General features: G+C 45.2%; 18 protein-coding genes. 10 read left to right on the top strand and 8 right to left on the bottom strand.

Annotation, left to right across the window (positions count from 1 at the left end; translation table 11 throughout):
- Positions 1 to 58 precede the first annotated feature (58 nt).
- A complete protein-coding gene (locus ACL934_RS16935) occupies positions 59 to 2,032 on the bottom strand; it encodes a hypothetical protein (RefSeq protein ID WP_374075485.1) in 1,974 nt (657 codons plus the stop codon).
- A 162-nt stretch (positions 2,033 to 2,194) separates the two neighbouring features.
- Here ACL934_RS16935 and ACL934_RS16930 point away from each other — a divergent pair, with 162 nt between their 5' ends.
- Complete coding sequence (locus ACL934_RS16930; RefSeq protein WP_374075483.1) at positions 2,195 to 2,455, top strand: 2Fe-2S iron-sulfur cluster binding domain-containing protein; 261 nt, start codon at positions 2,195 to 2,197, stop codon at positions 2,453 to 2,455.
- 45 nt (positions 2,456 to 2,500) lie between these two features.
- The gene (locus ACL934_RS16925) at positions 2,501 to 3,472 is read left to right on the top strand and encodes an MBL fold metallo-hydrolase (RefSeq protein ID WP_374075481.1); all 972 of its coding nucleotides are present in this window, start codon (positions 2,501 to 2,503) and stop codon (positions 3,470 to 3,472) included.
- Here ACL934_RS16925 and ACL934_RS16920 read toward each other — a convergent pair.
- Positions 3,469 to 5,739: a transglycosylase domain-containing protein gene (locus tag ACL934_RS16920; RefSeq protein ID WP_374075479.1), complete on the bottom strand. Its 2,271-nt coding sequence runs from the start codon at positions 5,737 to 5,739 to the stop codon at positions 3,469 to 3,471. The genes ACL934_RS16925 and ACL934_RS16920 overlap by 4 nt on opposite strands.
- Positions 5,740 to 5,868: 129 nt before the next feature.
- Between ACL934_RS16920 and ACL934_RS16915 the strand changes: the two genes are divergently transcribed.
- The 5 genes from ACL934_RS16915 to ACL934_RS16895 all read left to right on the top strand — a co-directional run bounded on the left by ACL934_RS16915 (position 5,869) and on the right by ACL934_RS16895 (position 9,422).
- A complete protein-coding gene (locus tag ACL934_RS16915; RefSeq protein ID WP_374075478.1) occupies positions 5,869 to 6,444 on the top strand; it encodes a co-chaperone GroES in 576 nt (191 codons plus the stop codon).
- Between the two features lie 10 nt (positions 6,445 to 6,454).
- The gene (locus ACL934_RS16910; protein ID WP_413612649.1) at positions 6,455 to 7,870 is read left to right on the top strand and encodes a hypothetical protein; all 1,416 of its coding nucleotides are present in this window, start codon (positions 6,455 to 6,457) and stop codon (positions 7,868 to 7,870) included.
- 119 nt (positions 7,871 to 7,989) lie between these two features.
- Positions 7,990 to 8,646: a hypothetical protein gene (locus ACL934_RS16905; protein WP_413612648.1), complete on the top strand. Its 657-nt coding sequence runs from the start codon at positions 7,990 to 7,992 to the stop codon at positions 8,644 to 8,646.
- Positions 8,647 to 8,654: 8 nt separating this feature from the next.
- Positions 8,655 to 9,032 (top strand): hypothetical protein, encoded by a 378-nt coding sequence (locus tag ACL934_RS16900; RefSeq protein ID WP_374075472.1) that lies wholly within the window; start codon positions 8,655 to 8,657, stop codon positions 9,030 to 9,032.
- Between the two features lie 81 nt (positions 9,033 to 9,113).
- Positions 9,114 to 9,422: a hypothetical protein gene (locus ACL934_RS16895; protein ID WP_374075471.1), complete on the top strand. Its 309-nt coding sequence runs from the start codon at positions 9,114 to 9,116 to the stop codon at positions 9,420 to 9,422.
- Positions 9,423 to 9,487: 65 nt separating this feature from the next.
- On the opposite strand, the gene ACL934_RS16890 is transcribed toward ACL934_RS16895, so the two are convergent.
- Entirely contained in the window at positions 9,488 to 10,888 is a 1,401-nt protein-coding gene (locus ACL934_RS16890) for a hypothetical protein (protein WP_374075469.1), read from the bottom strand.
- 316 nt (positions 10,889 to 11,204) lie between these two features.
- On the opposite strand from ACL934_RS16890, the gene ACL934_RS16885 reads away from it, so the two are divergent.
- On the top strand, positions 11,205 to 12,392 hold the full coding sequence (locus ACL934_RS16885) for a KamA family radical SAM protein (RefSeq protein ID WP_374075466.1): 1,188 nt from the start codon (positions 11,205 to 11,207) through the stop codon (positions 12,390 to 12,392).
- Here the strand turns inward: ACL934_RS16885 and ACL934_RS16880 are convergent.
- Positions 12,389 to 15,730, bottom strand: coding sequence for a tail fiber protein (locus ACL934_RS16880; RefSeq protein WP_413612647.1), 3,342 nt, complete (start codon positions 15,728 to 15,730; stop codon positions 12,389 to 12,391). The two genes, ACL934_RS16885 and ACL934_RS16880, sit on opposite strands and share 4 nt — an antisense overlap.
- A 228-nt stretch (positions 15,731 to 15,958) precedes the next feature.
- Between ACL934_RS16880 and ACL934_RS16875 the strand changes: the two genes are divergently transcribed.
- Positions 15,959 to 16,792, top strand: a complete 834-nt coding sequence (locus ACL934_RS16875) for a flagellin (protein WP_374075463.1) — start codon at positions 15,959 to 15,961, stop codon at positions 16,790 to 16,792.
- 43 nt (positions 16,793 to 16,835) lie between these two features.
- Here ACL934_RS16875 and ACL934_RS16870 read toward each other — a convergent pair whose 3' ends face one another.
- Complete coding sequence (locus tag ACL934_RS16870; protein ID WP_374075461.1) at positions 16,836 to 17,303, bottom strand: hypothetical protein; 468 nt, start codon at positions 17,301 to 17,303, stop codon at positions 16,836 to 16,838.
- A gap of 176 nt (positions 17,304 to 17,479) precedes the next feature.
- Here ACL934_RS16870 and ACL934_RS16865 point away from each other — a divergent pair, with 176 nt between their 5' ends.
- Positions 17,480 to 17,977, top strand: a complete 498-nt coding sequence (locus ACL934_RS16865; protein WP_374075459.1) for a hypothetical protein — start codon at positions 17,480 to 17,482, stop codon at positions 17,975 to 17,977.
- Between the two features lie 2 nt (positions 17,978 to 17,979).
- Here the strand turns inward: ACL934_RS16865 and ACL934_RS16860 are convergent, their stop codons facing one another.
- The 3 genes from ACL934_RS16860 to ACL934_RS16850 form a co-directional block, all read right to left on the bottom strand.
- Positions 17,980 to 19,473, bottom strand: a complete 1,494-nt coding sequence (locus ACL934_RS16860) for a hypothetical protein (RefSeq protein ID WP_374075458.1) — start codon at positions 19,471 to 19,473, stop codon at positions 17,980 to 17,982.
- A 91-nt stretch (positions 19,474 to 19,564) separates the two neighbouring features.
- The gene (locus ACL934_RS16855; RefSeq protein ID WP_374075456.1) at positions 19,565 to 20,167 is read right to left on the bottom strand and encodes a hypothetical protein; all 603 of its coding nucleotides are present in this window, start codon (positions 20,165 to 20,167) and stop codon (positions 19,565 to 19,567) included.
- 63 nt (positions 20,168 to 20,230) lie between these two features.
- Complete coding sequence (locus tag ACL934_RS16850) at positions 20,231 to 22,522, bottom strand: ATP-dependent helicase (protein ID WP_374075454.1); 2,292 nt, start codon at positions 22,520 to 22,522, stop codon at positions 20,231 to 20,233.
- Positions 22,523 to 22,657 lie beyond the last annotated feature (135 nt).

Genomic DNA, 22,657 nt, shown 5'->3' with positions numbered 1-22,657 from the left:
ATAGAAAAGCCCGATTTGTGATCGGGCTTTTCTATCATTCCTCTTTATAAATTAGAAGTCATGGAAGTGGAGCCGGAGCCGCTGTCGTGCGGAATTCTCCGTTGGAATCCGTATAAAGGCGCAGGTCGAAAGATCTATTGTGGATGATGTTTTGGATGTACATTAAAGAACGATAGAGTTTTTCTTCGCTGAACTGGCCGTAGCTATAAACCACTGGCGTCACGCCTTTAGCCGAAAGAACCATTTCGTAACGAAGAAGGTTCGGGCGTTGATCTTCCGCGATGAAAGACATCAAGAAGCCAATGCCTCTTTCTTTCCACACCGGAATTTGTTGAAGATCTTCAAACGCATCGAAACGCTCTTGAACGGATTTCTTTGCATCAATGACGATCGTCAAACGGTTCGCAACACGGCGGATGTCGCCTGTGAATGCCGCAACCCAGTTAAAGATATAGTCCACCGGGGAATTGCCACCAATAAATGGACGTGAACGTGGACGGCCTTTAAGTTCAATATACTTTTTAAAGCGCGCCGCTAAGGCTTCTTCACCCATATAAGGAAGTGTATTCAAAGCTTCCGGATTGAAGAAGACTTCCTGTTTGAAGTAGCCATTCACTTTTTTGCCCGGAGAAGCTTCCCAAGAACTCCAGTTGATTTTGCCGTACTGCCCATTACCAATTGTTTCGCGAACCAGGCGTTGGATTTCTTCAAGATCACGACCAGAAACATCTTTCATTTTCATTTCAGCACTTGAAGTCAAAGTCACGAAGCGACCTGGATTCCAGTTTTGATCTGCTGTGAAAAGAAGATTCGATGTCATCAAGGTTTCTTCGCCAAAAAGACCAAACAAGATTTTCGTTTTTTTGTAGCGAGAAAGAGTGTCGAGCAAGAAGTACTGTTCTTTGTCTTGTTTGTCATAGCTAAGAACTTTGTTCTCTCCGTAAGCTTTACCTGCTTCGAATTTCCAAAGATTCAAACCAAATTTAATGCGTGCGTCTTTGTTATAGCCTTCAGAAGAGCCTTTGAAAACGCGATCAATGCGACGTTCTTGTGGAGGAAGCAAACCGTCTTCCAAAGCGATGGCTTCGATATCAGTAAGGTCCGTCAAAAGTTCTTGTGTCAAATCTTTGCGAGACAATGTTGGGTTTGCAACTTTGATGTCTTTCAATTGAACTTTATTAAGCATCAAGGTGTCGTAAGCTTGTGCGGCTTTCGCGTCGTTCAAATTGAAAACGTAATCAAGCATGATCACGTCGTTTTTACCCAGACCCGCTCTGGCATCAAGTGGAGTCAGGTTCAACCATCTTTCGATTTTGTTGTCCAAGATACTGATGCCAAGGATGTCGAGGTCCTCAGACAAGTCAACGCCGCCATTGGCGCCAACACCTTTGCCGCGAACGGCGATCAATTTCACGCGGATTTTGTTATTGTCCATACGGAACAAGTGCACCATGAATTCGCCAGACATATAGGCATGAGTCGATGCTCCAGCTGTGAATTCACCTTTCAGGAAGTCGTGACTCAAGGAAAGAACGAAAGCCATGCGACCTTGGAAAGCCACAAAGTCACCTGGTTGCAAACGCTCTATGGCTTTTTTTGCAGTGAAAGGCAGATTTCTTGGCGTGTAAGGAAGTGCCAACAAAGAATCTTTTTGGTTCTTGAATTGACGAGCAAAGATAATCTCGGAGTTTTTTTCCAAGCTGATACCTACTGGAGTATCAAGATCATCGATGAAATCACCAGGGTTTAAACCCAATTTCAAAGTGTACTTGTCGATGCGAGTATAGAAACCATCGACATAAGAAGGTTCAGACTCGATACGGTAACGCAAAGAAGTTGAAAGTCCGTCCAGGATTTCTGCGTTAACAAGGTTAACACCAGCACCGATTTCTTGTTTTGCCACTTCTTTTTGGATTCGTTCCCAGATATTGGCGGGCTTAAGAACTTCCCACCCTGCATGGGCAGGGGAAGTTGCGATAAATGAAAGACCTGAAATCATCACCAGGCTCAAGATTTGTTTTTTGAGCGTCATAAGCTCTCCCTCTTGGATATTAAACGTCTCGTGCGGGCGCACATTACCAAGATTTCATTCGGGGGAGAACGTAAAAAAGGGGGATGAGGGCAATTACCGGTAAATGGTGCCCGGTTCCAGAAAGTTATTGTCCCGATCGGGACACGGTGATGTGATATTTACATGAAAATCAAGTACGTCATCGGTGGAAAAGAAGTCGAAATCGCAGGGGAGTCAGGGCGGACTCTTCTGGATATGGCCCTTATCGCAAAACTGAATCCGCCATATTCTTGTTTAGAAGGAACGTGTGGAACTTGCGAGGCGATGATCGAGCAGGGGAAAACAAGTGAAGACAAAGAAGAGACTCACATAGTTCGCACTTGCCAGGCTCTACCATGGTCTGAATACGTCGTTGTGAACTACGACAAAGGCCCGAGCAAATAATATGTATTTGATTCGTGTTTACAAACACGTCATCCTGTTCCATATATGTCGCTAACGATAAAATTTTGGGGCGTCCGGGGTTCTTTACCATCTGCTCCACCACCAATTGATTGGACTTACCACATCGAAGGAGTGCTAAGAAACTTCTTTGCTATGGGTTATCGTGATCCATCCCAAGTTTCCAAATACATTCAGAATATGGAAGTTCCTCTTTTGGGAGGATATGGAGCGGCGACGACTTGCGTGGAGCTGCAAAGTCAGAAATCACAATTGATTATTGATGGTGGCAGCGGCATTCGAAATTTAAGTGAAAGAATTATGAGCGGCACGACGGGGCGATCCAAAGGGGCGTTCCACATTTTCATGACTCATTTCCATTGGGATCATGTGATTGGTTTACCGTTTTTCACGCCGCATTTTATTCCTGGTTGTGAAGTTCATTACTATGCCGTGCAACCGGATTTGGAAAAGCTCATTCGTGGAATTTTTTGTCGTCCTTATTTTCCAGTTCCTTTTGAAGCTTTAAAAGCAAAAGTGGTTTTCCATGTTTTGGAGCCACGCAAGCCTTATCAATTGGATGATTTTACGATCACTCCTTATCAGCTCGATCATCCAGATCCTTGCTGGGGATTGAAGGTGGAATCTGGCGGAAAATCCTATGCTCATTGTGTAGACACGGAAGGTACACGCGTGACTCGTGAAGAGTTGGGTGCTGACCTGCCTTTGTATCAAAATATCGATTTGATGTATTTCGATGCCCAATACACGTTGCCAGAGCTTGCTGAAAAAGCAAACTGGGGTCACAGTGCCGCTCAAGTGGGGCTTGATATCGCACTTCGTGAAGGAATTAAGAAAATTCTTTTTGCCCATCACGATCCGGGCGCACGTATTGAACATGTCTTGGAATTAAAACGTCAAACCCGCGAGTACTATGAATCTCGCGAGCGTCAGAGCGAAGATAAATTGCCAGCCGTGGCGTGGGATTTCGCCCACGAAGGTTTGGAAATTAAACTTTAAAATCCGTCGGGAACTTTGGTCGAGTCGAAGATCAATTCCACTTGAGTGGGATCATTTTCTTTGAATGCATTTAAGCTTTCCAAAGTATTTTGATCCAAAAGAACTTTCTTGGTGTTTTCAGGCCATGGGAAATCTTCAGCCGGGAAACGTGTGCCAATTTTCTTCATAAATTGAGTCCATACCGGAACTGCGCCGTTAGAGCCCGTTAATTTATGTGGAAGATTGTTGTCGTAACCCACCCAAACCACGGTTGTGAGGTAAGGAGTGAAGCCAGAAAACCAGGCATCCTTGTTGTCGCTTGTTGTTCCTGTTTTCCCTGCGGCCGGATTAAAAAATCCATTGAGAGTAATGGATCGTGCGGTGCCTGAAAGAACAGTTTGTTTCATCATACTCACTAAACTTGCCGTGGCCGCGGCATCTATAACTTGCTGCGGATTTGTCTGATGCACGTAAACTTCTTGGCCATCCGAATTCAGAGCCCGGCGAATGAAAGACACATTCTGTTTCTGCCCCATGTTTGCCAAAGTCATATAGCTTTGCAAAACCTCGCGGGGATACATTTCAAAGGCCCCTAAAGTCATCGCGGGGAATGATTTTAATTCGGAAGTCACTCCCGCGGCGTGAGTGATATCAATCACGTTTCCTAAGCCCACTTTGATTCCCAAAGAGGCCGTTGCGGCATTGAGGGAATTTTTTAAAGCATAGAACATCGGAACAGTTCCAAAATATTTTTTGCCGTAGTTGTCCGGAGACCACGCCTGGCCCTCATATTTGTAAGTGAACTTTTCGTCATTCAGAAGAGTGATTGGCGTGTAGGGAGTTCCTTCGTCGGTATCATTGATGAGTGCCGTTAAGAATACAAAAGGCTTCATGATAGAACCGATTTGGCGATGTCCATCAATAGCGCGGTTGAATTGGGTCATGCGGTAATTGCGTCCCCCCACCACAACGCTGACCAAGCCTGTTTTGTTGTTAGCAACAAGAACACTGCCTTCAAGATGACTGCCCTTGGCTTTCAGACCCGCGATGTATTTGTTGTTTTTTTCAAGGTGATCAAGGTGGTTGCGCAAAGACTCTTGGGCGACATCTTGGGCTTCCAAATCCAAGGCCGTGTATATTTTGAGTCCCTCAGGATTTAATCCTTGCGCTTGAAGTTGTTTGCGAACCGCATCCAAGTAATAAGGAGCTGTTTCGGAAGCCAAGGTGCGAGGTTCTCCAGGAAGTGGAGTTTTGTCCGCTTCTTCGGCTTGGCTTTGTGAAATAAAATCCAAGCCCTTCATTTTTTCCAAAACCAAGTGACGACGGCGTTCGGCATTTTCTGGTTTTTTGAAAGGATTGAAGAGACCCGGGCTATTGACGATGGCCGCAAGCAAAGAGCACTCACTCAAGTTGAGATCAATCAGCTCTTTACCAAAATAATAGCGAGATGCGGAACCGTAGCCACGCACTTGAAACGCGCCATTCTGCCCCATGTAGATGACATTGAGATATGTTTCTAGGATCTGATCTTTGCTAAAGCGAGATTCCAAAAGAATCGACATGATAAATTCATTGAATTTTCTTTTGAGCGTGCGTTCGCTGGTCAGGAAATAGTTTTTGACCAACTGCTGTGTAATAGTACTGCCGCCTTGGGCTCTGCGACCTGTTGTGATGTTTTTTACCAAGGCACGGAAGATCCCTTTGAGGCTCACTCCGCCATGCTCTAAAAACTGAGCATCTTCGATAGCCATAATAGCGTTCGAACACATCGGAGGAACTTCACCGAGTGTCACAGTTTTTTGCATCAAGGGTTCATTGCCAATATATTGGGCAAGAAGGGGGGCTTCTCCGACAGCTTCCTGTACTTCAACGAATGGAGCCCCTTTGAAAATCTGCGAAACCAAGTGATCTTTTTGGATCACCACCACTTGAATTGAGCTGTCGACATCTCGGGTGGGAGTTTCTTGCGTCACCCAGCCAATGCAACTTTCTTGATCTTCATTCAGTCCGACCTGCAAACGAGATGAGCATTGCTCGCGGTTGGCGATAAAATAATCACCCGGTAAAAGACGCTGATCATAGTCGCGACGGCGATAATTTTGGCGAAGCAGTTGTTTCTCAATATCAGAAATTTTGATCAAGCTGCGCGAGTAAAAAGTGGGCGGAGCAGAGTAGAATTCCGTTGGAACGAGGAACTTTTTAGACTCCAATTTGGTCGTAAGTTCTTTTTCCAGAGCAAAGTAGGAGTAGACGCCAATCCCAAGCCCGCAGATGATTACAAGCGTCACAAGGATTGTAAAAGCAACTAAAATGGTCTTTAATCGTGGTCGCAACATACTTAAAGAGTAGTACGAAACTCTCTCTGAAGCAAACGAGCTGCCTTATTTTAAATGCTTGTTTGGATGAAAGGATTGGTTGTGGCTAAGAAGAAAGCTTCTGCTAAAAAAGCCAATGTAAAAAAGGTCGCAAAAAAGACCGTATCGAAAAAAACTCCTAAAAAAGTAACTAAGAAAGCGGCTCCGTCTAAAAAGACGACAGCAAAAAAAGCGCCGGCTAAAAAAACTGTAGCAAAGAAAGCTGCGGTGAAGAAGGCTGTTGCTAAAAAAGCTCCTGTGAAAAAAACGGCGACTTCTGCGAAGCCGTCAGCTTCACATCTTATGAAGGCACCAGCTCCGGCGAAAAAGTTGGATCTGAGTGGCTTTGTTACGCCTCTGGATGATCGCATCATGGTGCAAATCTCTGGTGCTGAGAAAATGACTCCAGGTGGGCTTTATATTCCTGACACTGTGGCGGATACTTCTGGAAACCTGGAAGGACACGTTGTGGCCGTCGGTCGTGGACACATGAGTAAAAAAGGTCATGTGCGCCCGATGGATGTCAAAGTCGGTGATCGCGTTGTGTTTTCTGAATACGCAGGATCAAAAATTACAATTCAAAATGAAGACCTTATCATTCTCCGCGAAGGGGATGTGATGGGCGTGGTTTCAAAATAAAGGAATGAAAATGTTGAAAACGAATCTTTTGAAAGCTTTAGGTCTTTCTGTGGCGCTTTTGTCCACAACTGCCAATGCCATGAGTTTGGATTGGAATGGTGGTTACCGTTTTGAATGGACCGAAGTGGATCGTCCTTCTTTGGCTTCGCCGACACAAAGAAAAGCCTATGGCTTGAACTATCTTTACTTGAGCCCAAAAATCATCGCAGCTGACGGCGTGAACGTGATCTCTCGCTTTGATGTGCTAAACAGCAGCGCTTATCCAAACTCTCAACTTGGTGAGATCTGGGGTTTGAACTTGGGTGACAGTCCGTCAACTTCAGACAACCAAGGCTCAACGAATATCCGAGTCAGTCAGTTGTACTTAAACGTAAATCAAGAATATGGCGCTTTGATCGTGGGTCGTGCTCCGTTTGAATTCGGTTTAGGAATGACTTATAGCGCGGGTAAAGGCGCTTTTGATCACTGGTACGACACCCGTGATATGGTTGCTTACAAAGTCGTGATCGGTGACTGGTTTGTCATGCCCGTGTTGTCGCGCAAACAATCCAGCGGTTTTGGTCAAGGTGGAACAATCACAACTCAGGGTTTCCAGATTCAGTATGAAAGCGAAGAAAACAAATCTGTGATCGGTGTTTACCAAGAGAACGTCAAAGGCGTGAAAGAAGTTTTGGATTATTCCACAGGACAAGTAAACGCTTTCGGTGGCGATGCGGTTAACTCAAACTTGAATATCCAAAGAACAAACTTTGTTTTGGGTCGTGGATTTGATTCTTTCGGTTTCAAAGTTGAAGCCGGTTTCCAATCCGGTGAAACGGGTGTGACTAAAGGAACTGAAGACGTCAGTGTGAACGGCTACGGTATCGCTGCGGAATTGTACATCCCACGTGCAGAGTCAAAATGGGACTGGACATTGAAATTCGGTATGGCGACAGGTGATGATCCTGCGTCGACGGATTTCGGTGGATATGCTTTCAACCGCAACTACAATGCGGGCATGCTTCTTTTCAACCATCGTTTGGGTCAAAAAGATTTCATGAACACAAATGCATACCGTAACGATACGACTGCAGCCGATGGAACAAATGGAGTTTTGGCGAATGTAGGAAACTCTGCGGATGATGAATACATCAGCAATGCGATGTACATCGCTCCTTCAGTTGGCTACGCATGGAATGATCGTGTGGATGTTCGCAACACTCTCGTGTACGGACAATTATTGAATACAGTTAAAAACTCTGTTGATTCTTCAAAAGATCTGGGCCTAGAATGGGATATCGAAGTGATTTACAAACCGAGTGAAAAAATTCAGTGGGTGAATCAAGTCGGACTTCTCTTCCCTGGCGAAGCTTGGAAAAATGGCAGCGAAGGGCTTGAGAACGGTTTTACTTTTGGATTTGCATCTAAAGCCGCCATCAGCTTTTGATTACGACGTGATTGCAACTTGTACGACAGCTTGATGACTACTTGAAACATCTTGTTTGGTGGTGAGCAGGGCCCGGGGGGCGAAAGTCCCCCGGGATTTTTTTTATTCAGGGGTTGCATATGAGGATGTCTGTCTTTTCTCTGCTGCTTTTGACTCTCTTCACTGGCTGTGTTCATAAAATGAAACCGGTTCCCTTGACTCCCTATCACTGGCAGGTGGAGTACGATGGTGGAGGTTCTGTTCAGTTCAATCCGGATGGCAGCGGCGATATTGTGTTTCAGCCGAAGGAACCAAAAACTTCAGGCCAAACTTTTGCAACACTTTTGTTGTTGAAGGACACGGTAGATCGTCCATTAAAGAACTATGCCGTAAAAATAGAAGTGACCACTGTCAAACAACTGCGCGAGGCAACTCCCAATGAGTGGGAGGTGTTTTGGTTTTTTGGAAACTATCGAAAAGTTCAGGGTGAAAACAAAACGGCGAATTATTTCTTGGTGAAACCCAACGTAGGGACGGAGTTGGGCCGCGTCTTTGATGAGACCGGACAGCATTTTTTAAAGACCAGCGAGCTCGGTGAGTTGCAAATTGGAAAGCGCCATACTTTTGTCATTGTGAAGGAAAAGCAATCATGGATTCTTTTCCAAGACGGAAAACAGATCATGGAATATCACGGTGAACAAATGCCCGAAGCCTTGTATGATCAAGCTGGAAGTTTTGGTCTCTATAGCGAAGATGCGCTGGTGCGAATTCATTCGTTTTCCTATCAAGCTCTGTAGGGGGTCTTATGAAAAAATTCATTTTCGTTTTGATAACACTTTGTATGGTGGCTTTTGATGCCTCTGCGGAAGAAGTCTGGAGAGAGGTCGCCAACGAAATGATTTTTGCCGAGCAACCCACATACAGAAACATTCTTTTGAGAAATAACAAACCAGAGTTTTCTGAAGTGCGTATGCAGGTGATGAGCACTGGTGCACGCATTCAAAGAGCTGAGATCGTCACGGATCGTGGGATGTCTTTGCCGGCATGGAATCTTGAAGGCGACTACTCATCTGGTATGGAGCGAGTGGATCTGTTTCAAAAGTCAAAAGTGCGTGCCGTGCGCATGTACGTGACGACTCTTCAGCCGAACGAGATTGTTCGCGTGCAGATCTACATGCGCTAGACCTGATAACATGCACATCTCCATTTATTGCCACGGCAAAGTGATGCTGTTGCAATACCTCTAAAACAAGGAGGATTTAAAATGGAAATTGTGGCCATTCTCATTCCTATCATCAGTGGAATCATCGGTGGCAATGTTGCCGGATCTGCTCTTAAGAAATTCAGTCTGGGACCTGTGGGAAATTCAATCGTCGGACTTCTCGGTGGTGCTGGCGGCGGAGCTTTGCTGGGAATGTTTGGCGGTGGTGCAGATCCAACTCCTTTGACGACTTCGGCAGGCTCTGTGGATATCGGCGCTCTCGTTGCCGGAATTGCAGGTGGCGGTGTCGGTGGTGGCGTTTTGATGTCGATCGTAGGACTTATCAAAGATAAAATGGCGAAACGCCCTTAGACTCCAAATAAAAAAGGGCCCGTCTTGGGCCCTTCGGAGGATTCATTCAATTTTGCGTTCGGATCTTATTGGCGAGGGAAGCGATTTTGGATCTCTGTTCTCATTCTCAAAGAGTCCGCTGATGCAGGTCCCATTGTTCCGAAGCTCACACCGTTGTTTTGAGTCGGAATTCCGATTTGTGGTACTGATGTTGTTCCTGCTGGAACTTGCACCGGTACTAGAATCGTTTGTGTCCCCGTCGCATTCATGTTTGCACCTGTTCTTGACGAAATTCCTGGAGTTCCAACAGTTCCGCTGTTGCGGCCTGGATTTGCAAAACGTGGATCCAAGTTGACACCCGGAAGAGTCGTGTTGCCGTTGCCTGCACCCATGAAAGAATATGGGTTCGTCCACATGCCTTCTTGAATTCTTTTTGAGAAATCGCTGAAGTATGATTCGTATTGTCTTTGTAGGTCGTAAGACAAATCTCTTGTGCTCACCGCTTTATCAAGACCTGCTGTTGTGTGGTAACCCATGTCTTGAAGAAGTGTTTGAAGATCTGCGCGTCTCAATTCACCTTCTTTGAAGAGGTAAACTCCTTGGCTTGGATCTTTGCTATCACGAGCTTGGATGAAAGTTTGTTGAAGTTCTTGCGCTTCAGCTTTGATCATTTCAGTTTCTGCAAGAAGAAGGCGTTTTCTCACGTCTTCGTATTTGCTAGGAATTCCCGAAATAATGCTTCTTACTACTTTCAAAGTTTCTTCTCTGATGTCTGAAGGATTTTTCATTGTGTCGTCAGAGTCTTCCATAATCGACCATTGAGATACATTGACTGAGGCGCGGCGAACTCTGTTTGCGATACGGCGAGCTTCTGTCAATTCGCTTTTTACAAGAGACTCAATGTGTTCTCTGTAGAAATCCAATGCGTCTGTTTTTTCGATGGCTGGATCGCTTTTCTTTTTCAATGCAGCGACGAATTTTTCAGCCGTGCATGACAAGATGTCTGCGTTTTCTTTGTGACGAGAGCAAGCTTTTTCGATGGCCTCAAGTGGGCTTTTCTTAACCACTTTGTCGCCTTCTTGTCCTTCAGCGGAAGCGTCAGCTTCAGCCACCTCAGGCTTTTTCTCTTTAAGTTGTTTTTCCATCGCTTTCATAAGCTCTACGTTTAATGAATCGATGTCTTCTTTGTTTTTTACACTCAAAGCAATTGAGTCGTAACCGCAAGTGTCGCACACTTTTCCTTCGGTCATTTTCTTTGGTACGATTGCGAGGACTTTGTCTTCACCGTTATCGATGTATTTAACAGGAACAACGCCTTTAGCTGTATAGATCTTGCCTTGAACAACGCCTTCAGCAACTGTTGAAGCAAAATCAGCAGACGCGATTCCGTCTTTACTGTGAGAGTTAAAAGATACATTGAAACCAAGAACAGCGAGCAATGCTCCTGTCATGACCCATTTTTTGTGTGGGTAAGTGAAAGTTTTCATAAGTCCTCCTATTGTTAAGGTCATCCAGACCCTTTTTCCTACCATGATGTAAAGCGAGGGCCGGGCCAACACGGGGGAGGCATGCCAAGGGGTGCAAGTCGCTGAAATATCTAAGACTTCTCATGTTGAGAATGGACTTCGTCGAAGAAGGCCTTGTCAAACTTCTGGTGTCCCACTCTGAGAAGGATAAAAAGTGTTCTGATCTCAATAACTTAGAGATGTAGATCGGGGATTTTGCCAAGACCCCTGAAAGCGCCCATTTGTGGCACTAAAAAGGCACCTTGCCTAAGAGGCTTCTTTCCTTCATAACCACCTCGTGAAGTTTCATTTCCCACGAAGCCCTAAGCCAGAACATATCGCAGAGTCTGATTGGAATAATTGGACCTGGCAGCTTCGTCATTCTCTGAAAACTCAGGCAGATTTTGAAAAACAGTTCTCTTTGTCTCAAGATGAGAGAGCCGCTTTCTCTGACGGGAAAGAACTTTTTAACATCCGCACGACCCCTTATTATGCGAGCCTTGCCGGAGAGCCCGGTGATTCCATTCGTCAGATTCTTATGCCTCATCGCTTTGAAATCGAAGAGGGGAGCCAACAGATGTTGGACCCTTTGGGCGAAAGAAAAAACAATCCAGCACCTCGTTTGATTCATCGCTATTCAGATCGCGTTCTGTTTTTGATCACGGATATTTGCAGCGTTTATTGCCGCTTTTGCACGCGTAAACATTTTACGGGGCAAGAGCAGGCTTTTATTCGTAATGAAGAGTATGAACAGGCGGTTGCTTACATTCGTTCTCATCCTGGCATTCGTGAAGTGATTTTGTCTGGGGGTGATCCTCTGACGGTGAGTGATGCGCAGTTGGATCGAGTGTTAGGGGATCTTCGTCGTATTGACCATGTCGAGATCATTCGTATTGGGACGCGTATGCCAGTGGTCTGTCCGATGCGTGTGACGGATGATTTGGTTAAGATTCTTAAGAAGCACAAGCCTGTTTTCTTGATGTCACATTTTAATCATCCTCGCGAATTGACGGCCGAGGCAGTTGAAGCACTTGAAAAACTCGTCGATAACGGTGTGCCGGTGATGAATCAGATGGTTCTTCTTAACGGAATAAATAATCATCCCGCGATTGTTCAAGCTTTGAACCGCCGCCTTTTGTATTTGCGTGTGAAACCTTACTACATGTTTCAATGCGATCCTTCTATTGGGACAGATCACTTGCGTACGTCGGTGGAAGACTCTTTGGAAATTCAAAAAGAGCTGTGGGGTCATCTTTCAGGACTGGCGATGCCGAATCTTTCTGTCGATATTCCAAATGGGGGAGGAAAGACCTACCTCGTGCCGAACTTTCAAGTGGGACAAGAAGGATTGACTCGTCACTATGTGGGGTGGGACGGAGTTCAAGCGCAGTATGTAAGTCCTGCGCCTGAAAAAATCAAAAAGCCCGACGCTTCGATGTATGAAGCGGAATGGACTTCTTTAAAAAATTCCAAGAATCAGTTCTAAAACTTTATGCAATAAAGAAGAGCTACGTTGCGAGGTCTGGTTTCGCTTCCGCCGGCACTGGATGTTGAAAATCTGTTGGTTCTGAGAGACGAGTTACTTCCTGGGCTGATGTTATCGGAAGAAACGATGGCATCAGATGAGTTGTCATTGATTATAAACGCCCCTGGAGCTGAGCTAGCCGAGTTGTAAACGTCCGCTGTTGAAATGGAATGGCTATGAGCTTGAATATCCTGAGTTTGCGTACTCGCCATAGCACGGCCTGAATCCAATCCTCTTCCATCATCCCAACCACGAATAAATTCACCACGTAGTTCTGGAACATTGAACGTGGTGCTACCATCTCCCGCCCCGTAAGTTGTTCCGATATAAGTAAAAAGATTTGCATAGGTCGTTCTGGATACCGCTTGGCCATTTGCCTTAAGCCATCCGGAGGGGCATGTAGATCCTGCAAATGTTTGCACGGCACCTGAAGGAACTCCGGCGGTGGCAAGAGCCACCCAAGAACTTCCGTTACAAAATTCCATATTTTTTGAAGAAGAATTGTATCTTTGCGCACCTTCATTCGTCGAAGTGCAGGTGCTGCTCGTGTTGCCCAATTTAACTTCGCCATTGACGTCAAGTTTCGTTGCTGGTGATGAAGTGCCAATACCAACGCTACCACTACGTAAAACTAAATTGTTGTCATTAACGACTGAGCCATCACTATTGTTAATATAGCTAAAGACCATTATACCTGTAGAGGCAGCAGTTCCCGTAGTATGCAATTTGTAGGCATAAGTTGAATTTTGATCAAATAATATTCCGCCAGCACCAGCAACAGTGCCACTACTTTGAAAACGAGCAGTATAGTCACTGAGCGTATTTCCAGCAGAAGTAACAGTGAATCGTGAATCTGGCGTTCCCGTCCCGATACCGACTTTGCCCGAAGAATCAATTGTGACCCGAGCTGTATTGGCAGTTTCTAAGACCAAAGATTGGGCATCGTTTGTTCCCAAAGTGGCGGTGCCCGCAAACGAGTTTCCGCCATTGAGGAAAACAGAACCTGTTGTGAAAGTAGAACAGATCATCAAACCCGTGGCATCAAACGAAATCATTTGTCCAACAGCACAGTTAAATGTTGTGACGGCTGAACCCGTTCCGTTGGAGGCAAGAAGTCTATTCGCCGTAAGAGATGTCGCTCCCGTACCACCTTTAGAAACAGGAACAGCGGAAGGGAAGTTCGCAGGATCAGCGCTGATAGTTCCAGATGAAACCGCGATACCTGCACCGACTTGAACCGCACCTTTTGCACCTGTGGTTGCGTCATTGATTGAAATCGCAGGAGTTGTTGAACCTGTTGCTACAACAATGGGAGCTGTGCCAGTGACATTCGTCACAGTTCCATTTGTGGGTGTGATCCATTGAAGACCTGAAGCTTGAGCCGAGTTGGCTGATAAAACTTGTCCATTTGTGCCGACGGGAAGACGGATATTATTTGTTCCATCACGAGTGAGAATATCTCCTTTTGTTGTTAAAGGAGAAAGACCATTGAACGCGGCTAGCGCCGAAGTTTGTCCCGTACCGCCGTTGGCTATCGGAAGAGTTCCTGTAACATCCGAAGCGAGATTGATCGCAGCTCCACTACTTGCTGCCGTTAAGCGACCTTGAGCATCAACAGTAATGCTAGCTCTTGTGTAAGAGCCAGGAGTGACTGCTGTATTAGCAAGTGAGATTGTTCCAGTAGATGTGATAGGGCCGCCACTTAAGCCAGTACCCGTTGCGATATTAGTAACTGTTCCACCTGAAGAAGTGTCTGTGTCATTCGCACATTCCCAGCGAGAGTTTGCCGTCACCCATTTAATAACTTGTCCGTCAGTACAAGCGACGTTGTTTGGTTTGTAAGTCAGATATTTTGAAGCGGCACTATTAATGTCACCATAATCGAGAACCACAGCACCAGTTTTTGTTGCCACAGAAGTCACAGGAAATGCAATCGCCGCACTTGAAGCCGCAGTCAAACGACCTTGGGCATCGACCGTGAAAGTTCCAACTTGTGTTGTTGAACCGTATGATCCAGCACTCACAGCAGTGTTTGCCAAAGAAAGAGTTCCAGTAGAAGTGATTGGACCACCACTCAAGCCAGTGCCCGTCGCAATATTCGTAACAGTACCGCCAGCATTTGAATCCGCAGCCGGAGCCCACTTAGTTCCGTCGTATTTTAAAATCTGACCAGCGGCTAACCCTGTTGTATCAACATCAACACCTTTGATTTTATTAACAGAAACTGCACCAATCGTTCCACTCACATCACCCGCGACAGACACGTTGATCGCCTGACATTGGAATGATCCGGAGACTGAGTTCCAGTACGGCGTTTCATAAGCCGCACAGTTCGCACTTCCCACCGCAGAGTTAAATGCAGCCACAGTATGATAGTTACTCAAAGTAGAATTTAAATTCGTCACATCACTCATCGCAATGGCAGAACCCAACCACTGAGTTCCATCAAACTTTAAGAAGTGACCATTCGTAGGAGCCGCAGCAGAAATCGCCACACCTTGAATTTTACCAACCGAAGGATTCGGATAAGTTCCACTTAAATCTCCACCGGCTGTTCCCATTGGAACACGGGCATCCGTAAAACGAGCATCGTTACCAGCAGCAACGGTTCCCGCAGTGGTTCCCACATTCAAAGTGACAAGGGGAGTAGAAGTGTTATTGGTGATTGTGACATAAGAGTTCCCGGACGTCACATTCGTCACGGTTCCGCCGCTGGCGCCACTGACGGGAGCACACACTAAAGCCGTTCCATTCCAACTTAGAAACTCATTAACAACACAAGTGGGAATTCCAGTTTTAACAACGAAGTCATTCTCTGTTTTAGTTCCTAACTTTTCAGCGGATTGCGCATAGGCTGAAAAAGGAACCGTGCGGATTTCATTCGGTGGATCAATGACTTTCCAACCAGTCCCGTCATGGAACTGAACTTTAAGAATACGGTTGTCTCCAGAAATTGGCGTGTAGGTGGATCCACCAAAACAGTTCTGATCTTCCGAATTGTTAAAAGCATCTAAAAGAGAAAAAAGAGGATTGGCAGGAAAAAGTTTTGTGCCACTGCCGATCGGAACGTCGAAAACCCCTTTGGAGTTTTGCATGTTCACACCATCTTTTTGTTCACGATAGATCACACAAGTGCCATTAGGATTTGTGATTTCAAAAAGGAAGCTGACGTTGGAATATTCTAAAGGAGTCCCATCGGCCCGCAATATGCGTCCTTGATAGGTAAAGTTTTTCGGAGCGGCAGATACTAGAGCGCCCCAAAATAAAACAAAGATGACCAGATACGTTCCAAATTTCATGATAAATTTATCGGTTTTTTACATAGTCTGCTGAAGATCCTTACCATCTCTTCACTAAAAAATTTGAGCGCAAATCTCAAATCAATACGAAAAGGTGAATCACTCCTGCACAGGACTCGCCTTTTAAAACAAGTATCTATTTAATATCATTCGAAAATTCGTTCTATGGTCGCGTGAAGTTCAAATCGTCTTTCCCGAAAAGTTTGCAACATCAATACGGGGATAACGATGGGGATGAGAGTTACTACAAATATTGCAGCGTTGAATGCGCAAAGAAATTTGATCGGCTCACAAAGAGCGATCAATGATTCGATGGCAAAACTTTCTTCGGGCAGTCGTATCAACAAAGCGGCCGATGATGCCGCAGGTTTAGCGATTTCAGAAAGATTGAAAGCGCAAATCCGTTCTGCGGGCCAAGCGCAAAGAAATGCCAACGACGGAATTTCCATGATTCAAACTGCTGAGGGCGGACTGAATGAAATCGGAAATATCATCGTGCGCTTGCGCGAGTTGGGAATTCAAGCGGCTTCGGACACCGTGGGCGAAAAAGAACGAGGCATGCTTAATAAAGAGGTTTTGCAACTCAAAGACGAGATGCAAAGGATCGCTAAATCCACGACATGGGGAACGACGAAACTTTTAGACGGTTCCGCTCCGCAGTTTGATTTTCAAGTGGGCATCGGCAACGATCCCTTCGCGGATCGCATTTCTTTTGATGCTGGAAAAAATGCGGCGACCATCGATGCTTTGGGACTTGAGGGTATTGATTTTTCAACAAAAGGGGGAGCCCAGGAGGCTCTTGCAAGACTGGACAGTGCGCAAACATCCGTAAGTGGAACGAGAGCTTATTTGGGAGCTTTGCAAAACCGTCTGACTTCCACAGCAGACAATTTGGGTGTGACTCAAGAAAACTTGTCAGCAGCCAACAGTCGTATTCGTGATACGGATGTGGCAGCGACTTCAAGTGAAATGGTTCGAAATAATATTTTATTGCAGGCCGGAACTTCGATTCTTGCGCAGGCAAACCAAGCCAATCAATTAGCGTTAAAGCTGATTGGCTAGATTCTTCCGTTAGGGGATGGTCATTCCGACCATCCTCTTTTTTTTACTTTGTAGGTTTCAACTCGACAGTCAGATAAGCGTAGTCGTTTTCTACACCTTGACTGAAAGACATTCTTTCAAGATTTGATAAATTCTTAAATTGAATCCAAGAGCTTGTTGAAGAAAAAGCTTTGGACATGTGTTGATCGCGATCAATCACCCAGTATAAAACTTCGAAAGCGGAGCGATTTGAATTTTTGCTTTCATATTGGCGAACCAAGAAGTGAATGCGGAATTGGCGCAGCCATTTTGTACCCTTACCGCACCAAACATCCCAATCAGAAAGATCGGGTTCATCAAACACATGGGTGCACTTTAACTCAAACGTACCGTCAGCGGATTGATATTTAAAAGTGACATCGTCTTCTTGAATTTCCTTGGTTCCAACCAAAGAAAATCCTGACGGTGCGGCCATACTCAAACTTGGAAGTAAAAACAAAATAGCTAAAGAGAGTCTTTTTAGTGTGGTCATATAAAAACACTAGCAAGCTCACCCGAGCGGCGGCAACGATCGTTGGTGGGGAGCAAGACCAAGAACAGGTCTGGTTTCATCGTCCAAGTGTTAGACAGCCTTATAAAGCTCAGGAGTAATTAAACGAAGAAAGACATGGCCAACGGATTGCATTCCAAACTGCAAAGGAGTCCTTCATGTTGAAATCCCTTCTTGTCCTATTAGCTTTTGTCAGTTTCTCGGAAGCGACCCTTGCTCAGTCTAACGAGTATTGGAACTCCCAAAACCTTCGCGAAGACATGAACTGCCTTTTGCAAATCACTCGAAAACGTATGGGAAGTACTAAAGCAACTCCCGCACCGAATTTAAAGATCGAAAGCGAAACACCTTTGATTGATTTTCAGGATGCTATGGAAAAGTGGTGGAATATGCGCCCTGATTTTTTCTTAAATGTGTATGATGCCAACAATAACACGATCTACTTAATGAATAAGAAGACGTCTTTCAAATATCCACGCACCCCCGTGGACTCGTTGGTACATGAGCTTGCGCACTTTGTTCAGTTTCAAGACCAGAATGGTGGTTCTGGAGACGAAGACTTCTTGGAAAGTGAAGCGGTTAAAGTGCAAACGTGGTTCCGCGAAAATCTGGGCGATAAAATACAAAACGAAAAATATCAGGGACCTTGCGAATAGATTTACTCGGTGCCGACGAGGGTTGGTAAGAACATAAACTTTTGCAGGGGCACTTCTTTAACATTCTTATAGTATTTTTCCACAAACTTTTGATCTTCTTCTCTCTTTGAGGAAAGTAGCAGATAGATTTTATTCATGGTCGCACCAATGCGAGGATTCTGAGCCGCCCAAAATCCGAAACCGCCTGTGGGTCCGGCATAACTACTCATGTAAGGACCATCTCCTTCGCGACAAGCCGAGCCTGAAGAATAATCAACGCGATACCAGCCGTTTGTTCCATCCATGTAAGTATGAAAAAGAGGCTTTTCTTGGCTCATCACTTTTTCAGCAAATTCGTTGGCAATAGCCGTAACAAGTTCGCGTGAGGAAAGCGTAGCATCAGGATCAAGGCCGCCATTCTGTTTCATCCATTTCTCATTCCTTAAGAAAGTTTCAAAAAGTGGAACGAGTCTGCGCGCATGACTGATATCCATGTTGACTGTCGGAACAAGGGGAATGGATTTTTTATTTACATTATAGGTTTTAACGCCGTTCGGTCCACATGTGAGAGGTTTTTTTTCACTGCGATATCCTGCGAAGAGCATGTCTTCGTAACGGCTCCAAGCGCCCAGATCAAAATAAGCGATAAGTGCTTTGCCACCAGATGCGAGCGAGATTGTTTCTTTGCTGATACGATTGCGAAGAAGTTCCACTCCTGTATTGTAAGCTCTAACTAAATGCACCTTAAGGTGAGGAAGTAAAGTGTAGGTATCAGTATTCTCAAGTTTGCTTGCTGCAGTCAGAGTTTCAGAAAGACTGATCAGCATCCAAATGTCTTTATCGTCAAATGCATTTAGAAAGTTTTGAGAAACTTGGTCTTTCGGTATCGTCTTTAATTTTTGCCAGCGCGGGATATACGTCTTAGTCCACACTGCCAGGTGATCCTCAATAATGACAGGTAAAAAGACCTTTAAGAACTTCGCCATATCGGAAGTTCGTTCGTTAGCCGGAAGACTAGAGATGGCATTGATGACTGAAGAGATAAGTCCAGCAAACTGAAGATTCGGCAGAAGAACTTCTTTGCCGATGAACTTGTTTTTTAGACAGACATCTCCGCCCTTGCAAATCCATGTTTTTCTCAAATTATTTGTTGAGGGACTCAAGGCTGTTGCCGTGGGTAAAAGAAGTTGAACGATTTCGTTTAGTTCACGATGATCTTCGCATCGTTGGACCATAGTTAAAAAGTTGCGGAGATAGATTTCAAGATCATACAAAGCATAGACGTCGCCGACTTCTAAGAGTCTTTTATCTACAAAATCATGGCGCAGTTGTTGCTGGACATGGTCCCAGAGTTGAAGCGTTTCTTTGTGAATAACAGTATTATGACAGTCATTTGCTTTTTCGTAAGCAGAGAGTTCGTAAGTTTTCGCAGAAGGACCTCGCTGAATGGAAGGCGCGCTGCAAGAGCTGATAAAAAGACTTAAAGAAATTAATATGCCCCAACTTATCTTATGCATTCTGAGTAGTTCCAAGTTAATGCCAAATAAAAAAAGCCCAGGTTTTCCTGGGCTTTTTATCTCTAGAATCTAAAAGATTCTGTCCCCCGGATTACCAGTAGATAGAGAAGTTCAAAAGATCGATTTGGATCGCGATGTCGATGTCACCACGTTTAACCAAACGAAGCTCTGGAGTGTAAGATACGTTGTTCAACCAAGAGAAACGTTTACCAGCTCCAACGAAGAAACCGAATTTGTTTTCGTAATCGTCACCGTCGTCGTTAACAACAGAGTAAAGACCTACACCGGCTTTAGCATAGATTGCATTCGCAAGGTCGCTAGTGAGGTTGTATGTTCCAACACCCAATAGGTCGATGCGTGTAACACTTTTGCCTACGCCAGAAGCTTCTTTAGACAAGTTTTGCAAACGAGCTTCAACACCGTATTGCATGTTGTCTTTCCAGTAGCGAAGGTAAGAACCACCGATATCGATGATTGTTCCAGTGTCGCAATCTTTACAGTTTTTGCCAGATTGGAAAACACCACGAGTTAGATTTGTAGTGATCTCGTGAGTGAATGAACCGCCGTAAGAAGAAGTAGAAGCGTAGCTTCTTTCTGCAGACGCTGGAGATTTAGATACTTTTGTACCTGGTGTTTTAGCTTGTGCTGATACCGTGAAAGCCAATGCTAGAGCGGCAATCGTGATCAATTTCATAATGACTCCTTATTGTTAGCACCCAGAATAATTGTGTGTCTTCAGACAGGAGTCAATCTCAAATTAAATACGTTCCAAGCGAGCGTATTTGACCACGAACTTCTTAACTGTATTGTCAGTGAACATAACGCTGACTTTAAAATTCTCGCCCGTTCCTTCCGTCGCATACACAGTTCCCGCACCAAAAGTAGGATGTCTTACGCGCATGCCTTTAGTGAACTGCGCCGAGCTCGAACCTTCGTTTTCATAGTCAGGAAAATCCTGATTGTCGTCGAAGACTTCCCTGCGAGCTTTGTTGCGATCTGATCCCAGTGAGCCCCAACGAGGACTGCCCATAGCGCTGTCTTCGTCGTAAGAACCAGAGCCATAACGGGAAACAAAGCGAGGGCCCTCCGCTGCTGTTTTGAATTCGACAAAGTTTTGCGGAATCTCTTTGATAAATCTTGAGGGCGGATTGAATTGTTCTTGGCCCCACACGCGACGCATCTTGGCGTATGTGAGCCACAATTTTTGGCGCGCGCGAGTCATGCCGACATAAGCTAGTCGGCGTTCTTCCTCAACATCCTCTTCACCATCGTTATCAAGACTGCGACTGCTCGGGAAAAGATTTTCTTCCATGCCGACAACAAAGACATACGGATATTCCAAACCTTTAGAAATATGCAGAGTCATCATCGTCACAGAGTTTTGCTCTTGATCCAAAGAATCCACGTCACTGACCAAAGCCATTTCTTCGAGGAAGCTTGTCAATGTCGCTTCTTCGCCACGCTCTTTAGCGAATTGGGCAATGGCATTGTCGAGCTCTTCTAAGTTTTCAATGCGCGCTTGCGACTCTGGAGATTCGTCTTTCTTCAAGGCCATCAAGTATTCACTGCGATCCAAAACGATGTGATAGAAGTCGACAAGTTTGAAGCTCGTAGCGCTGCCTTGCAGTTCATCCATCAACCCCAGGAAGCGACGAATTTTTCCTGTTGTGCCCGCATTAAACAGGCGCTCATCACAGGCTTTTTGAGCTGCGATGTACATGCTTAAATTATGGTGAGCCGCGAACTCTTCGATTTTTTCAATTGTGGTTTTGCCAATTCCGCGGGCTGGCACATTGATAATACGCTTTAAGGCAATATCATCCGCTGGATTGATCGCAAGTTTCATGTACGAAAGCATGTCTTTGATCTCCATGCGTTCATAGAAACGAACACCGCCCACAAGACGGTAAGGAATCGCCATAGTGCGAAGTTGTTCTTCAAGAACCCGCGACTGCGCATTGGTGCGATAGAAAACAGCGTAGTCGTTGTAAGAGCCTTCGCCCTCGTTCATCATCGTCTGAATTGTTTTTGCGACAAAACGAGCTTCATCGTATTCGTTTTTTTCTTCACGAACTTGAATCAAGTCACCAGCGTCATTGGAAGTGAAAAGAGTTTTATCTTTTCTTTCCGTATTGTTCTTGATAACAGCCGTGGCGGCGTTGACGATGTTGGCTGTGGAACGATAGTTTTCTTCCAGTTTGACAACTTTGGCTTCGCGGAAATCTTTTTCGAAGTCCAAGATGTTTTTAATATCCGCACCACGCCAGCTATAGATCGACTGATCTTCATCACCGACCACACATAAGTTGCGATGAGCTTCAGCAAGCATTCTTACGATCAAGTACTGAATGTGGTTGGTGTCTTGATACTCATCCACCATGATGAAGCGGAATTTTTCCTGATACATTTTTAAAACATCAGGATACATGCGGAAAAGTTCGTAGGTTTTCATTAAGAGATCATCGAAATCCAAGCTGTTCGCTCGTTTCATCTCTTTTTCGTAGGCTTTATAAACCTCCACCGTTTTTGCATCCATCAAACGGCGCGAGTTTTTTTCCAAACCTTCCGGAGTCAGCCCCAACATCTTGGCTTGGCTGATGCGGCTTTGAAAATTCTTAGGCGGATACATTTTGTCGTTGATGTCCAAAGCCACCATGACTTTTTTGATCTGACTTAAAGTGTCCGAAGAATCGTAGATCCCGAAGAAAGGTTTGTAGTCCAAAAGCGTGATGTGTTGGCGCAGAACACGAACGCAAAAACTATGGAACGTATTGATCCAAAGTTGCGAGTGAATGCGCGCGCCCATGTCAGCCAAGATCTTGTAAATCCTGTGCTCCATCTCTTTGGCGGCCTTATTGGTGAAGGTCACGCAGAGGATTTCGTCGGGGGAGGCAACCCCTTGGCCGATGATGTTGGCCATGCGATGAGTGAGAACCCGAGTTTTCCCGGAACCCGCGCCCGCAAGAATGAGGAGAGGACCTTCCAGGGTCTCTACGGCCTCTTTTTGTGATGGGTTTAGGTTTTTGGTAACAAAATCAAGTACATCCATCGAGCTTGTCCAATCGGCAGTTGCCTCAAGTCAGTGTCGAACCTTTAGTGAGACTGACAAAGTTTGTCTATCCTCAAGTTTTCATTGAGATTTTCGCCCTTTTTCACTATAACTATAACGCAATAAGTCAATAGG

The sequence above is a fragment of the Bdellovibrio sp. HCB-110 genome (genome assembly GCF_047323225.1).
Lineage (GTDB): Bacteria > Bdellovibrionota > Bdellovibrionia > Bdellovibrionales > Bdellovibrionaceae > Bdellovibrio.
This window is presented reverse-complemented; position numbering and strand designations above follow the sequence as displayed.